The 16069-nt window shown below is 48.6% G+C and carries 13 protein-coding genes; 7 read left to right on the top strand and 6 right to left on the bottom strand.

The window, feature by feature from the left end; all coding sequences use genetic code 11:
• Positions 1-930: 930 nt before the first annotated feature.
• The 7 genes from C0623_10095 (at position 931) to C0623_10065 (ending at position 9856) form a co-directional block, all read left to right on the top strand.
• Positions 931-2217: a hypothetical protein gene (locus tag C0623_10095; protein PLX99250.1), complete on the top strand. Its 1287-nt coding sequence runs from the start codon at positions 931-933 to the stop codon at positions 2215-2217.
• A gap of 24 nt (positions 2218-2241) precedes the next feature.
• Entirely contained in the window at positions 2242-3681 is a 1440-nt protein-coding gene (locus C0623_10090) for an efflux transporter periplasmic adaptor subunit (GenBank protein ID PLX99249.1), read from the top strand.
• Positions 3682-3701: 20 nt separating this feature from the next.
• A complete protein-coding gene (locus tag C0623_10085; GenBank protein PLX99248.1) occupies positions 3702-6803 on the top strand; it encodes a CusA/CzcA family heavy metal efflux RND transporter in 3102 nt (1033 codons plus the stop codon).
• A gap of 13 nt (positions 6804-6816) precedes the next feature.
• Complete coding sequence (locus tag C0623_10080; protein ID PLX99247.1) at positions 6817-7143, top strand: transcriptional regulator; 327 nt, start codon at positions 6817-6819, stop codon at positions 7141-7143.
• A 59-nt stretch (positions 7144-7202) separates the two neighbouring features.
• Complete coding sequence (locus tag C0623_10075) at positions 7203-7616, top strand: hypothetical protein (GenBank protein PLX99246.1); 414 nt, start codon at positions 7203-7205, stop codon at positions 7614-7616.
• 879 nt (positions 7617-8495) lie between these two features.
• Positions 8496-9209 carry a hypothetical protein gene (locus tag C0623_10070; GenBank protein ID PLX99245.1) on the top strand — a complete coding sequence of 238 codons (714 nt, stop codon included), beginning with the start codon at positions 8496-8498 and terminating at the stop codon, positions 9207-9209.
• Positions 9210-9232: 23 nt separating this feature from the next.
• Positions 9233-9856, top strand: a complete 624-nt coding sequence (locus tag C0623_10065) for a transmembrane anchor protein (protein ID PLX99244.1) — start codon at positions 9233-9235, stop codon at positions 9854-9856.
• 117 nt (positions 9857-9973) lie between these two features.
• Here the strand turns inward: C0623_10065 and C0623_10060 are convergent, their stop codons facing one another.
• The 6 genes from C0623_10060 to C0623_10035 form a co-directional block, all read right to left on the bottom strand.
• Complete coding sequence (locus tag C0623_10060; protein ID PLX99243.1) at positions 9974-10477, bottom strand: hypothetical protein; 504 nt, start codon at positions 10475-10477, stop codon at positions 9974-9976.
• A gap of 25 nt (positions 10478-10502) precedes the next feature.
• The gene (locus C0623_10055) at positions 10503-10823 is read right to left on the bottom strand and encodes a hypothetical protein (GenBank protein PLX99242.1); all 321 of its coding nucleotides are present in this window, start codon (positions 10821-10823) and stop codon (positions 10503-10505) included.
• Positions 10824-11148: 325 nt separating this feature from the next.
• On the bottom strand, positions 11149-12513 hold the full coding sequence (locus tag C0623_10050; protein ID PLX99241.1) for a two-component system response regulator: 1365 nt from the start codon (positions 12511-12513) through the stop codon (positions 11149-11151).
• Complete coding sequence (locus C0623_10045; GenBank protein ID PLX99240.1) at positions 12500-14245, bottom strand: hypothetical protein; 1746 nt, start codon at positions 14243-14245, stop codon at positions 12500-12502. Before C0623_10045 ends, C0623_10050 begins: the two co-directional genes overlap by 14 nt.
• Positions 14246-14320: 75 nt before the next feature.
• The gene (locus C0623_10040) at positions 14321-15409 is read right to left on the bottom strand and encodes a hypothetical protein (protein ID PLX99239.1); all 1089 of its coding nucleotides are present in this window, start codon (positions 15407-15409) and stop codon (positions 14321-14323) included.
• A 37-nt stretch (positions 15410-15446) separates the two neighbouring features.
• Positions 15447-15800, bottom strand: coding sequence for a transcriptional regulator (locus tag C0623_10035; GenBank protein ID PLX99238.1), 354 nt, complete (start codon positions 15798-15800; stop codon positions 15447-15449).
• Positions 15801-16069: the final 269 nt, after the last annotated feature.

Below are 16069 nucleotides of genomic sequence, written 5' to 3'. Positions count from 1 at the left end.
AAGCACGACGCCGACGAAATCGACAAGCAATGACTAAAATGTAGTAGTTCGAACCTGACCTGGCAATCAATGTCAGATTTAGTCGAACTAAGAAAGAGCTTGCCAGTGGATTTTCTTATAAGTCAGGGTTTCCAGTAATCATCAAATCAGAGGTCATTTCAGCTTCAGATTAGAAATAACAGGACTTACAAGAAAGTCATTTGATTGACCGTTTGATTTGTTTCGAGTAGATTGAATTTTATTATTTATGTAGGTTTATAGGAATCTGATGCCCGGTGGGTGGTTGCAGACTATTGATGACCATTTTTGTTTTTTATAGGTTGATTTTTTACCATTAACTAATTATATTCAATTCCATGAAGTTGTTCTCAAAAATATCTAAGCTTCTGTTGTTGGCGACATTTATGTTGTCAAACATAGCAGGTGCTTCAGGTCTTGTGTTTTGCTTCGCAGATGATGGCCATGTCGAGTTCGAGTATGCATCCGAAGGTAGGTGCAGAGACGGCTATGTTATAGACATTGACATACCTGACAATGAAGTCATCTCCATTTCTGCGCCGACTGAATCTCACTGCGGTTCATGCAACGACCTTGATATCTCTCATACCGATACGACATTTACCAAGAGACTCTTAAATAAAAGTTTATCATCACTCGATATTCCCCAGATGGACAAGGTTTTCCCATATTCCGGCTCATTTGACCGTCTGGTTCTCAGTAATTTTGCTCCCCAACCACCACCGCGAATTTCTCAAGCAGTTTTAAATCATCGTACGACCGTTCTTTTGATTTGATTCCTCGTTTAACTGCCTGATGGTACCCTGATCTTCTCCATCAGGAAAATCCCCAAAGCCTGAAAAACAACAAAAATTATTATCTTCTCTCTGGATTAATTCTGAGGAAGAAATTTACTGCAACAGGAGTCATTGTATGTGCAGGTCGAAAAGTGTTCTGCTGCTGGTGTTATGTGCATTAGTGCAGATTCCAGCAACAGACGTTTATGCAAGTAGTTTGCTTGATAACGTGAGCAATCAATCGAAAATACTGACGCTGAGGAATATGGTGGACAAAATACAAAAATCCCCAGCGCTGATGACATTGACGAAATTGGTTGAGGTCCAGGAAGGTTTGACACAGCAGGCAGGTGTATTACCGAACCCGGAGATTGCCTTTGAAGTTGATAATTTTGAAGGCGACAACAACTTCGATGGATTCAACAGCGCCGAAACGACATTAACTATCAGCCAATTGGTTGAACTAGGGGGCAAATGGGGGGCTCGGAAAGAAGTTGCCCGCCAGGAAAAAAATGCTACGGATCTGGAATATCAGATGCAGCTGCAGGATCTGTATCTTGAAGCCTATCTGTCTTTTTATACCGTCCTAGCGGCACAGGAGACCCTGGCTCAATCTGAACAACTCCTCATTCTCGCTGAAAAAGGATATCGGACCGTTGCTGAGCGTGTGGAAGCTGGCAAGGTTTCTCCCGTCCACGAATTGCGCGCAAGTGTCGAATTGAACATGGCTCGCAATGATCTGGCAATGTCAAAGAAACAATTGAAACAGTCGATGCAAAGACTCTCTTCACTGTGGGGTGATCCGACGCCGGATTTCGAGCAAGTATCTGGTCAATTCGACGAACTATCCGACCCGCCTGATTTGAAGAGTGTTGAGGCCACTTTTGCAAGCACCCCGGATGTGAAAAAGTGGGAGATGAACCTTGTTGGCAAGAGGGCCGGACTGGAGTTGGAAAAGTCGAACAGCATTCCCGATATTACCCTGACTTTTGGAATACGTGAATTTAGGGAGACCGATGAAGAAGCTTATGTCGCCGGAGTCGAATTTCCGCTACCACTTTTTGACAGGAACCAGGGCGGGCGTAAGGCTGCAAGGTCGGAGCTGTCTCGTGCTTTTTCTCAACGCGACAAGGAGGTTTCGAGACTGTCATCAGAGATGCGGTCAGCCTACCAAGAGTTGGTGGCAGCTTATGATCAGGCGCGAATGATCAAACAGGAAATCATCCCGGCTGCCGAGCAGGCAAATGAAGCGGCGCAAATTGGTTACCAGGAAGGCAAGTTTGATTTCTTGGAAGCCCTTGATGCCCAGCGCACACTTTTTGAGGTCAAGGCCCAATACATAGAAGCATTTAATGCCTACCACGAAGCCCGGTTGAGCGTTTTACACTTAACTGGACAAATGGGCCCTGATTCGAAAATATAATTTTCTACTTACGAGGATATATCGATGCAACTAAACAGAAAAATAAAAATATTCGCTTTTTTGATTGCCGGTGCGGCCATTGTTGCCGGTGCAGTTTTCATAAGTCTTCAGGGGGATAATCCCCAGAAGGCTATCACGCAAAAACTGAGCGTGGAAGAGAGCCATGCCGAGCATGGAGATGACAGCCACGGTAAATCCGAAGAGGACCTGGATGATCTTTTTGGTGACAAAGATGACGATGGCCATAACCATGAAAGTCATGCTGATGGTCATGATGATGAGTCGCACAATGACGAGCATGGCGATAGCCATGCCGAGCACGACGAAGAAAGTCATGATGACCATGCAGAGAAGGGCCATGAAGGTCATGACGATCACGCCGGGGAAGAAGACGATCACACCGAGGAGCCAGTCCAACTTTCCTCCGCCGATCAGAAGGAGTTCGGTATCGTTCTGGCCAAAGCAGCACCTGCTTCCCTGGAAGAATATGTCGATCTTCCCGGGGAGATCGTGCTGAATGCTGATCGCGTAGCGCATGTGGTTCCCCGCGTATCAGGAATTATCCGTCAGGTATTCAAAAAGCAGGGCGACAGGGTCCGTAAGGGCCAGGTCATGGCCGTCATCGAGAGTCGGGACCTGGCTGACGCCAAGGCCGAATTTTTGGCCGCCAGGGAGAGAGCCCAGCTTGCCCAGCTGAGCTTTGATCGGGAAGAGCGGCTATGGCAGAAGAAGATTACCTCTGAGCAGGAATATCTCGACGCCCGTCAATCCTCGGTTGAAGCTGGCATTGCCCTGCGATCAGCAGAGCAGAAGCTGCATGCTCTCGGGTTCTCTGATGATTATCTGGCGACATTGCCTGAACAGCCTGACATAACCTACACCCGTTACGAAATGAAGGCTCCCTTTGCCGGCATCGTTATCCAGAAACACATTTCTCTCGGTGAAGTTCTGGAGGAGAACGCTGAGGCCTTCATCCTTGCCGATCTGGATACCGTCTGGGTCGATATGCAAGTTTACCAGAAAGATCTGGCCGCCATCCGTAAAGGGCAAGCTGTCGTTGTCCAGGTCGGCCACGGCGTCCCTGTTGCACGGGGTGTGATCGGTTTTGTCGGTCCGATGCTCGGTGAGGAGACACGCACGGCACTTGCCCGGGTTGAGCTGGATAACACGTCAGGAGATTACCGGCCGGGCATGTTTGTTACCGCCCGTGTTGCTGTCGCCAAAACCCCCGTGAAAGTCGCCGTGGAGAAAACTGCCTTGCAAACCATGGAAGGGAAGACGGTTGTTTTTGTAAAAACAACCGATGGGTTCGAGCCTCGACCGATTGAAATCGGTCGGCAGAATACGGTCAACCTTGAAGTTGTTTCCGGTTTGAAGGCTGGCGAAACGTATGCCGCCAAAGGTGCCTTTACCCTGAAGGCTCAATTATCCAAGGGCGCATTTGGCGACGGACATAACCATTAAACCGACGGAGGACTAAAGACATGCAAAGCATTATACGTTTTGTCCTGCACAGCCGGTTGATGGTGGCTGTTGTAGGATGCCTGGTCCTGATAGCAGGATATGCCAGTTATCGGAGTTTGCCTGTTGATGCGTTTCCGGATGTCACCCCGGCCCTGGTGCAGGTATTTACCGAGACTGAGGGGCTTGCTCCCGAGGAAGTAGAAAAATACATCACCTATCCGGTTGAAGTGGCAATGAACGGTTTGCCGAACCTCAAGGAGGTGCGCTCCATTTCCAACTTCGGGTTGTCTGTCATCAATGTCTACTTCGAGGATGGGACCGATATTTATTTTGCCCGCCAGCTGGTCGGCGAGCGCTTGCAACTGGCCCGCGAAGAGATACCGGAAGGGTTTGGCGATCCTGAAATGGGACCGATAACCACCGGTCTTGGCCAGATACTGTTCTATGTTCTGGAAGACAGCAAGGGGCAGAGAAGCCCTGAAGAGATGCGTGAGATCCAGGACTGGCTGATCAAGTTTAATGTCCAGACAGTTCCGGGGGTGACCGAGATTTTATCGCTCGGTGGCGAGGTCAAGCAGTTCCAGGTGCGCGTCCGGCCACTTGACCTGCAACGCTTCAATTTAAATATCAGCGAAGTGGTTGAAACCGTCAAAGCCAACAATGCCAATGTCGGTGCCCAGTTCCTGGTCAAGAACGCCGAAGAGTATATTGTCAGATCAGTCGGCCTGGCTGAAAAAATAAGTGATCTGGAAAAGATTGTCCTGAAGGTCAATGACGGGACACCGGTGTATCTGGAGCAGGTTGCCGATGTTGTAATCGGCGGTGAGGTGCGCCGTGGCCTGGCAACCATGAATGGTGCCGGGGAAGTCGTTGTCGGCATGGTTCTGAAACTGATCGGCACCAACACCTCTTCAGTCATAAAAGATGTCAAACAAAGGATGGAGGAAATCAACAAGGTACTCCCGGAAGGGGTTCAGGTTATCCCTTATTATGACCAGGGAACGCTGGTTGCCAAATGTGTCAAAACAGTTACCGATGCCCTGATTCAGGGCGTTGCCCTGGTGGTGCTTGTTCTCCTGTTGTTCATGGGCGGAGTTCGCCCCAGTATTGTTGTTGCTCTGGCCATACCATTCTCCATATTCTTTGCATTTATCCTGATGAAACTGTTCGGAATATCGGCCAACCTGATGTCGCTGGGCGGGCTGGCGATCGCCATCGGCATGATGGTTGATGGAACGATTGTTATCGTTGAAAATGTTGACCGGATGTTGCGGGAGGCCGAACCTTCCGACTCGCGCTTGCGTATTGTTTCGCTTGCCTGCGCCGAAGTCGCCAGGCCGATTGTCTTTGCCATAGCCATTATCATTATCGTTTTCCTGCCGTTGTTTACCTTGCAGGGTGTGGAAGGGAAGACCTTCAAGCCCCTGGCCTATACTGTTTCTCTCGCCATGCTCGGCTCTCTGATTTTTGCTATTTTTATCGCGCCGGTCGTATCCGACCTGTTGATGCGGCGACCGAAGAAAACGCGGGACGGTCTCGGCCCGCAGGAGTCGCCCGTTGTCAGAGCCCTGCTGAAGCCGTATATCCCTGCTGTTGAGTTTTTCGTTCGCCGAAGAGCATTCGCCATTGGTCTGGCTGCCTTCATGCTGGTTGTTGGTCTCGTAATTTTTCCGTTTCTCGGATCTGAATTTGTCCCGAGGCTGAACGAAGGAGACTTACTGATCAGGGCCACCATGGCTCCTTCGATTTCTCTTGAAGAGTCGCGTGATACAATCCTCCGCTTCGAGCGCCGCCTCAAAAAGAATTTTCCAGAAGTTGAACGCGTGGTGACGCGCGTGGGTCGCGGCGAGGTCGGCGCCCATGCTGACCCGGTCAACAGCGCCGAGGCGTTTGTTGGCCTCAAGCCGATGGATGAATGGACGACTGCGGAAACCCCCGATGAGTTATACAGCAAAATCAGTGAAGCCTTTGAAGGCTTTCCAGGTGCCCAATTTAACGTCACACAACCCATAGCAGCGGCTGTTGATGAACTGTTAACCGGAACCAAGGCGGAACTCGCCATTAAAATTTTCGGTCAGGACATGGAGGTTCTGAAAGAGAAAGCTGCCGAAATCGAGGCGGTCATTCGCAAAGTACCTGGCGCGGCGGATGTTCAAAAGGACCAGGTCGCCGGAACTCCACAACTCCGTATCGTTATTGATCGAAGTGCCATATCCCGTTACGGGATTAATGTCGAAGACATCCAAAATGTTATTCGCACAGCTGTGGGTGGTGAAACGGCTGGACAGATTTTCGAAGGGATAAGACGCTTTGACATTCTGGTCCGATTTGCACCTGAATACCGCAACAATGTCGATTCAATCCGCCATATCCTTATTAATGGGCCGGGCGGCGAGAAAATCCCGCTTGACCAGCTGGCGCTCATTGAGGAGATTGTCGGACCACGACAAATTACCCGTGAAAACAATCAGCGATTCATCACGGTGCAATGCAATGTGCGTGGTCGCGACATTGGTTCGTTTGTTGCCGATGGTCAGCAGGCTATTGCGGAAAATGTCAAGCTGCCAGCCGGCTACCTGGTGAGTTGGGGTGGACAGTTCAAGCTCCAACAGGAGGCGAACAAACGGCTCGCCCTGGTTGTTCCGGCGACCCTGCTTATTGTCTTTCTGTTGTTGTTCTCCAACTTCAATTCACTCAAGAATTCGTTCCTGATTATTCTCAATATTCCCCTGGCATTGGTTGGTGGGGTCGTCGGGCTCTGGCTGACCGGACAGAATCTGTCCGTACCCGCATCGGTCGGATTTATTGCCTTGTTCGGTATAGCCCTCGAGAACGGTATGGTTCTGGTGACCTATCTCAATCAATTGCTCAAGAATGGTGTTTCAATAGATGAGGCATCGATCCGTGGCGCCTGCATGCGTTTGCGGCCGGTCCTTATGACCGCGCTTACAACCGCATTAGGACTTATTCCGTTATTGTTTTCAAGTGGTACCGGTAGCGAAGTACAAAGGCCTCTGGCTACGGTTGTTGTTGGCGGTCTGGTGACATCGACAATTCTGACCCTGCTGGTTATCCCGGCTCTTTACAAGTGGTTTGCAATTAAGGTGGAACGTGAATCGTGAAAATGGAGGAAATATGAAGCAGATACAAGCGTACATCAAAAAACACAAGCTCGATGATGTTGTCCGGGGCTTGCGAAAGAGTGAACTTCTTTCCGGCCTAAGCGTCATGGATCGTGAGGGGTATGGTTTAGGTTGGGCAAGAGGAGGCAGTGAAGAACATGAACTACTGGTTGGGGTAAAGCTGGAGGTTTTCTGCCCTGATATCAATGTCGATCAGGTCGTGTCGATTATAGAAAAGGAAGCGCATACAGGTCTGAAGGGAGATGGGAAAATATACGTGAGCCACGTTGATCAGGCTGTGCGGATAAGCACCGGTGAACGTGGTGAGGAAGCTGTTTAGCCTCTGATGCAAATTTAGTAAAGTTTTTATGAAACCCGAAAAGATAAAGGAGAGTAAAGATGCTGAAAAAAGTTGGCTTGTACCTAGTTGGTTTGATTGGATTGATCGTTATGTCATCCGCGGCTGTTTTTGCAAATGATATTCAGGTTGATTTTGCCCAAAAAGAGGGGATTCCCCTCTCAACGAGTTCTGTATCTGTTATTAAAGCTGAAGGCATTAAAGAAGATGGTGGCTACAGAATTACCGGCATGTTGAAAAGACCGCATAGGTTATCGATGGGAGGTCATTTGCATGTATTCGCCCTTGATGAAAAAGGAAGCATTACCTCAGAGAGCAAGCATCGTGTTCATGGACTGCATAATGCGGGTAAGGGGACCAAGAGAATCCCATTTAATGTGCTGGTCTCAACTTTTCCAGAATCGACATCAAGTTTTTTTATTGAACATCATAGGCCGGGGAGCCATGAAGGCTGACAATTAAATAGGAGTTGTCAGTAGAAGTTTTGCTGGCAACTCCAATAAAACTCGTATTGTTATTATATAGGGGACCCTGGGAGTCTAAAAGTCTGGGAAGATGGTGCAATTAGGGCTATCACATGAGCCACGATTGCCAGGATGCTTTTGTATTTCATAAATTGCAGGGATAGTGGAAATCGCTCGCTTACTCCATTAGCAAAGTCATCTAACAATGTGAGAAGACAAAGAGTAAACCCTTATTTCCAAAAGTGCCAGCAAAGATTAACAACTGACAGCGTTTATGTTTTATCCTCTCATGGCTTAAAGCCTCAGACATGTTATTAAAGGAAATATCTGTATATATGAGTGCCTAGCATGAAAAGAGTCAACTTTTTACATAAATTATGGTGTATTGCCTGTTTCATGTTTTTGGCTCTCGTCTGCGGTGGTCAGGTTTACCAATCCGTCCATTTACACCATTTTCACACAGGTGATTCAGTTGCATTCAAGGTCAGTGCCCATCCCGTATCCAAGGCTGTTGAGCACACCTCAACACACCATCATCACGAAGAAAGCTCTTCGCATGAAGATGAAAACGAGCACAAATATAAGAAAAATACGGTCTGGTGGAATGTAGCCAGGTCAAAATCCACTGTGAATGTGGCCTTTGACTTAATTGGTCAAGCTGCCACCAACTCGTTACCTTTCATAGCTCTTGACGTAGCAACGTTTTTTCCACAAAAGACGTCTCGCCCCAAAGAGCGCCATGTCTCATTCAGGGTTATTCGTGGCCCCCCCAATGCTCACCTGAATTCGTAATATTCTTTCGACCTAAAAACTATTTTTGCGGTTTCATTAATCCGTTCTGTCTCAATGAAGCCGCTATGAGGTTAATTTATGGTTAGTTTTACTAAAAACACCATGAGCAGGAAATCGTTTGTGTTCATGGCTGTGATTACAATTATATTGTCACTGGCCGCAGATGCCGCCGCCCATGGTGTGACCGCCGGTGACAAGGGTTATATTCAGGAAAGTTCGGGGACAATGATTATCCCGTTCATCTACCTCGGTGCGAAACATATGGTCACTGGATACGACCACTTACTCTTTTTGTTCGGTGTGATTTTCTTACTTTACCGATTGAAGGACGTCAGCATCTACGTGACCCTCTTTGCGGTTGGGCATTCGGTGACATTACTCGCTGGTGTTCTGATGAATATCAGTGTCAGTGCCTATCTGATCGACGCGATTATCGGTTTCTCGATTGTCTACAAGGCGCTCGACAACATGGGTGCGTATCAACGCTGGTTTGGATTTCAGCCGAGCACCAAGGCCGCGACCCTGATTTTCGGTTTGTTTCATGGCTTCGGTCTGGCAACCAAGATTCTTGAATACAAGATGTCAGTAGATGGCCTTCTCCCGAACCTCATTGCCTTTAATGTCGGCGTTGAGCTGGGGCAACTGCTTGCATTGGGTATGATCTTGATCGCCATGGGTTTCTGGCGGCATACTAGCAGCTTTACCCGTCACGCCTATGACGCCAATGTCGCTCTGATGACCGGCGGATTTATCTTTGTCGGTTATCAAATGACAGGTTTTTTCATTTCCTAATATAAATACAGAGGTAATTAATAATGAACAACAATAACATTCCACCTAACAACGAACTCCCTTCATCGGAAAAGCTGGTTAAATCAACGATTTTTGCATCCATCCTTGCATTGGTTATTCTCGTCGTTGCAGTTCTCCCGGCAGAGTACGGAATCGATCTCACCGGCGCTGGAAGTGCCCTTGGGCTGACCAAGATGGGGCAGGTGAAAATGTCACTCGCCCAAGAGGCTAGTGCTGAAACTATCAAAGCATCAGAGGTACAGGAAGCATCTGCTCCGGTGGCAAAGGCAACTGAACAGAAAGTTGAGCCTCAACCAGCCAAGGATATTAAATCTGACAGTATTACAATCTCTCTTGCGCCCGATCAAGGCAGGGAGATCAAGGTCAGGATGGCCAAGGGTGGCAAGGTCAGTTATTCGTGGAAGACGAGTAATGATCGCGCCAACTTCGATGTTCATGGTGATTCGAAAAAGCTCAAAATCAGTTACCACAACTACCGTAAAGGTTCAGCCAAAAGCGACTCCGGTGTGCTGGAGGCCGAGTTTGACGGAAAGCATGGTTGGTTCTGGAGGAATCGGTCCGGCAAGCCGATGACCATTACACTGGAAGTCGAAGGTGAGTTTATCGAAATGACACAGGAAGCTTAAATTTGCACTAGAATATTTGACATAAAGAAGTAAGGGATAAACTAAGTAGAGATGTGGTCCGATTTACGGACCACATCTTTTTTAGGTTTAGCTGTTAGCAAATCAAAATCCGAGTCATTACCAGCAACGTGTCATATGGTTTTCGTGCATTCCGTGTTGATTGTTTTGCCTCATGTGCCGACCATATGTATGGGAACCCATATGATTCTGGTGGTTGCACCCTCTATAGTTGCATCCGAACCAGGGGCCGCTATTGCCTGACACATAGAGGCCTGCTTCTTTATTTGCCTGATCGAGCAAGGCGAAGTATTGACGTTCCAGATCAACTCTTTCAGCATCTAGACGATTCAGTGTTCCAACAGTGGTGCTCTCGTTGGTTAGCGCCTTGCTGTACGCGTCGGACTTCTTGTTGAGCGAAGATTGCAGGGCATCAAGTTCTGTCGAGTATTTTTCCTTAACGGTATCCAGTTTCTGTTGCTGTTCTACTGTAAGTGCGTGAGTTGAGTTTGTCATGTGTCCCATCCCGTTGCCCCAGCAGGCAAAGCTTGACGAGACGGTTACGGCCAAACCAACGGCTATAGCGACGGTGAGAATTGAAATCTTTTTGACCTGTTCTTTCATTATTTCCTCCTTTAAAGTTTCCTGATTAGATTTTTTGAGTGTCGGCTTTTGCGGTGCTGGATTGATCCTCATTGCAGTAAGGGCAGTATGACCAGTTGTGTTCGATGACCCGGCTGCAATTCGGACAATTATGCTTCAGGGATTCGCCACAATGCGGACAGCGAAAATATGCGGCGTTGATGTTTCCTGAGCAATTGGGGCAACTTGCCGACGGCGCTGCCGGTGTTGATTGACGCCGCCATAAAAGCCACACAATGATGGCGAAAATTATCAGCATAAAGAAGCCCGGCATAAACCAACCTCCCATATGCCATCCGCTCCAGGCGGACCCTGGTCCACAGAACATATACCCTCCTAGTACCCAGAATGTCCGCAACCCCGATAATGGGAGTGCGAAGAATGGTTATTGTGATTGTGGTCACCCCAGCAGCCCCAGTGGCCGCAACCGGACAGCAGAAGTGTCATTCCGGCAGCAACAAGAAATAGTAAAATAGTCTTCAACATACAAATGCTCCTTTCGGTCAGTGTTGACCATATAAAGAGCAATGCGGGTGCCAAGTTGATAACGTGTTGATTTGTTTAGATTTTGTTTTTTTGGTGTGCGGGTGGCGGAAAATTTTTTTACAGCTATCGTGGGGAGATCCGGCTGATTGTCAAAATATTTGACAGTATCAGTTCAGGTCGTATTCCTTGAGTTTGTTTTGCAGGGTTTGACGGGTGATACCGAGAATTTCTGCGGCACGCGTACGGTTGTTATCCGTCTGGCGCAACGTTGAAAGGATTAGTTCTTTTTCCATGTCTTTGAGCGAGAGTCCTGGCCGAATTGCAAACGGGTGACTTTCGGTATCTTGAAAAGTCTGTTGAACCTGCGCTGGTAAATGCTGTACCGATATCTGCTCGTCGAGACACAGTATAACGGCCCTCTCGATGGCATTTTCAAGTTCGCGGATGTTCCCCGGCCATGCGTAAGACAACAATGCTTCGATAGCGTCTGAATGGAAGCTGCGGATGTCTTTTTTGTTCTTTTGGCTATATCGGGCCAGAAAGTGTTCGGCCAGCGCGGGAATATCCATTGGTCTCTCGCGAAGAGGGGGAAGGTGCAAGGGGACGACGCTAAGCCTGAAGTAGAGGTCCTGACGGAAAGTCCCTTCATCAACCATCTTTTCGAGATCTTTGTGGGTGGCGGTAATCACCCGGACGTCTGTTTTGAGAGTTTTCGTTCCGCCGAGACGCTCAAATTCACCCTCCTGCAAGACCCGCAGGATTTTCGCCTGGGTGGTAGCCGACATATCTCCGATTTCATCGAGAAACAGCGTACCTTTGTCGGCCAGCTCGAAGCGGCCTTTGCGCTGTTCCGTTGCTCCGGTGAACGCTCCTTTCTCATGACCGAACAATTCGCTCTCCAAGAGGTTTTCATGCAGGGCAGCACAGTTGACCTTGATAAACGACTTGTCCTTGCGCTGGCTGTTGTGATGAACCGCTCCGGCGACCAGTTCCTTCCCGGTTCCGGATTCTCCAGAAATGAGTACGATGGCATCGCTTGGGGCGACCAATTGAAGGGTCTCACCCAGTTCACGCAGTGCCTGGCTGCTGCCGACAAGATTGCCGAAATCGAACTTGTCGTCCAGTCGCTGTTTCAGCGAGGCATTTTCCTTTTTCAGGGTGTAGAATTCAAGCGCACGAGCGACCGTCAGAAGCAGCGCCTCGGCATCTACCGGCTTGGTCACATAATCGAACGCTCCCTTTTTCATCGCTTCGACCGCGCTCTCGACCGAAGAGAAGGCAGTAATAACGATGACGGGAAGCTGGGGATTAATTTCATGGATAGCCGAAAGCGCTTCCATTCCCCCCATCCGCTTCATTTTCAGATCGAGCAGAACCAGGTCGATATTTCGCTCTTTTACCAGATGTACGCCGACGTCGCCATCATCGGCCTCGATGACATTTTGCCATTCGGCGCCGAGATTGGCTTTGAGCATGGTGCGATGAGACTGATCATCATCGACAATCAGAATGGTCTTGTTATTGATTGACATCGGTTCGTCCCTTCTCTGGCAAAATCAGTTCGACACAGGTGCCTCGACCCGTTTCGCTATCGACTTCTATTCGACCCCGATGCTGTTCAACAATCTGGAGCACCACGGCCATCCCCAGTCCGGTACCGTCCTTGCGGGTTGTGAAGAACGGATCGAACATCTTCGACTGCTCTTCCACGGTCATTCCTTTACCGGTATCACGCACCCGGATAGTGACGTAATCGGCCTCTTTTTCCAGACCGAGTTCGATTAGGTCGTTATCTGACACGGCGGCGATACTGTTTTGCAAAAGGTTCAGAACCGCCTGAAGAATCAGGTCAGGATCGACTGATGCGACGATTTCCGTTTTCGGTAAATTTAAACGGAAATCGACGTGGTGACTATCAGTGTCAGACTGGATGAGGGTCTTTGTTTTGATCAATAACTGATTGAGATTGGCATCGGTCAGTTCGGGTTCGCGTGGTCTTGAAAATTGCAGTAAGGCGGAGACCGTTCGATTGAGGCGATCAACCTCGGCGACCATCATTTCCGAATACTCTTCTGCCTTGGAGTCTTTGTTTCCTAGGCGGGCGAAATACTGGGCAAATCCGCGTAAGGTTCCGAGTGGATTGCGGATTTCATGGGCGATGCCAGCAGCCATTCTGCCGAGGGCCGCGTGGCGCCGCGAGCGCTCCAGCATTTCTTCCATGGACCGGATTTCACGCTGGTCACGCAGAATCAGAACCATGCCCCGCAAGCTGTCGTCAATATCACGCAAATGGGAAGCGCTGACCTTGAGGGGAATCGTTTCGCCATCCTTACGAATACATTCCATCGGCTGGTCTATGAATTCCTTTCCGGCCCGCAGAAAAGGTGCCAGAGAACATTCTTCAGGACCTGTCAGTTGCTGGAGAGTTTTGCCTCGCATATCCTGTTCGGGGCAGTCAAACAGTTCGATCGCCTTCGGGTTGGCCGAAACAATTTTCCGATCCGTGTCGATAGTGATCAGGCCTGTCGGCATACTGCTGATGACGTTTGTGGTATACAGCTTCATATTTTCCAGTGCGGCCCTGGTAACCTGATTTCTGTGGGCAAGAAACAGAGCGTATAAGCCGCCAGTAGCCAACAGGAACAGGATGCCAAGCAGAATCAGGCTCTGTTTAAAGTCTTCTGCCCGGGCGGCATCGAAGTTCCTGGTGTAAAGACCCAGGTAGATCACCTGCCGACATGCTTCTGTTTCACCCCGGCCCGGCATGCCACACCATCTTTGCCAGCGCTGCATCATCCCCGAACGCATCGGCATCATGGCCAGGGGACTGAACTCCTTGGCGACCTCAAATACGGAGCCGCCTGTGTCATCCTCAAAAGAACGGGTTAAAGGATTATTCGATTTCAAGATTGCATGAACAGAGAGTAGACTCTGGCCCGTAAAGTCTCCCGCGCTGGCGAGGAGATGGTCTTTCTCATCACGGATCACAATATAGGCGATGCTTTCTTCGCGTGCGGTTTCCCTGACCAGCGTCGCGAGATTACCGCTTCGCGATTCCATCATCATGGAGGTTCGTGCTCCTGCTTCGAAGGCCCTGATCAAGGTCTGGGCTTCTTCAAGAAGAAAGCTCTCCATCAGCTGCTTCTCACGATCGATGTTGTGCCAGGTCACGAATGCGAGTGCACATCCGAGCAGCAGACTGGCGAGAATGAAGCCCAATGCAGGGAGATTAAGATAGGCTTTTTGTTTAACATTTGGATTCATAGATGGATATTATCAAAAAATAGTCGAGTTAATGTTTATGAATTTTCTGACAAACTGTCAGCAGCAAGTGGATCGTCAGCTTTCTCCAGGTTTCTCGAAACAATGGTCACTATGATCAGTTCTCTTGCGAGGGATAAAATTCCATAACAAAAGAAGCAACAGGATTATTGCCGATATTGGATAAAGAATCGATTCTGTGGAGTGCTCTGCCAGATTAATCCATTCGGTAATGTCGATCTCCAGCCAAGCATAGAGTCGATTCACGATCCAGCCGATCACAAGTGAGGAAACTGCGATGACGGCAACATAAATCACAGTAGCGGCCTTACCGAGATGCTTTGCAATAACAGTCATTGTTGCAGCATTGGTCGCCGGACCGGCCAGTAGGAAAACTAGAGCCGCCCCTGGTGAGAGCCCCTTCAGGATCATGGCGGCTGCAATCGGGGTTGAAGCACTTGCGCAAATATAAAGCGGAATGCCGACAACCAGCATGATGAGCAGGGAGCTGAATTCACCTCCCATGTATTTTGCGAAGAAATCATCTGGGACATAATAAGAGATAACACCTGCAATCGCTATTCCGAGCATCAACCAACCGCCGATATCCTTTAACAGGTCCGAAAAAGCATATTTCAAGCCCTCTTTAAATCTTTGTACAAGCGTGCTCTGAGGATGAGAGGACTTATCATGTTCGCTTGAATCACTACAGCCACAATTGTCAACCTCTATAAGTCTTTCTGCTTCCTTCTTTTCAGGGATCAGGTTGATCAGGATACCGGTGGCCATTGCTGTGAAAAATGCAGCGACGGGACGCACGACTGTCATCAAGGGGTCAAGAAGAGCCCAGGTGATGGCAACAGAATCAACACCGGTTTCCGGCACGGACACCAAAAACGAAGCAGTCGCACCTTTGCTTGCACCCTGTTTGCGCAATCCTATTGCAACTGGGATAACACCGCAAGAACACAAGGGAAGGGGGATGCCGAACAGAGAGGCTTTAAAAACAGAACCCGTCCCGTTGTGGCCAAGGTGTTTTGAAACAAATTGTTCAGGAATCAGTGCTTTTAAAATTCCCGCCGCGAAGAATCCAAAAAGAACGTATGGTGCCGCATCTTTGAGGATTTCCCAGCATTCAAGGAGTACTCCTGTAATGATAGTATCCATATTATGTGACTTTCGAGTATTTGCTTATCGAGTATGATTAGCACTCCTGTACATGTTCGTTCATTTGGTTCAGGAGTTGCCGAACATGCTCGTCGGCAAGTGAGTAGTAGGCAACTTTCCCTTCCTTGCGGAAACGGACAATACCTTTAGACCGCAACAAACGGAGCTGATGTGAAACAGCCGAGGATGAAGTTCCGAGAATCGCGGCAAGATCGCAAACACACAATTCTGTTGTACACAATGCCTGAAGAATTTTGATTCTAGAAAGATCCCCAAGTAAACTGAAGACCTCAGCCGTTTCATTCAGGATCGATTCCTCTGGCATATTGCCTTGAGCTTGTGAAACCTTCTCTTGATGAATAACATTGATTTGACAAGAAACATTTGCCATCTATATATCCTCACTTTAATATGTGTTCACATGTTAACATTACATACAGGGCTGTCGAGAGTCAAGCTTGCTAAATAATTTATTACTGCTAGGATGCTTTCGTCATTGATGTAGTGGTCTGTAGTGGTTCAATGAAATCGGACACAGGGGGGGGTAGGGTTTCCTATTAATCACGACTTACAATAAAATATAGCCCCAGCCTGTTTCCAAGGGCGGGGCTTTACTATAAGTCCTGTTGCAACTAATTCTCGGATTACCTAAGGATATTT

The sequence above is a fragment of the Desulfuromonas sp. genome, assembly GCA_002869615.1.
GTDB lineage: Bacteria > Desulfobacterota > Desulfuromonadia > Desulfuromonadales > UBA2294 > BM707.
Note: the sequence above shows the minus strand (reverse complement) of the source record. Positions and strands in the feature narration are given on the sequence as shown.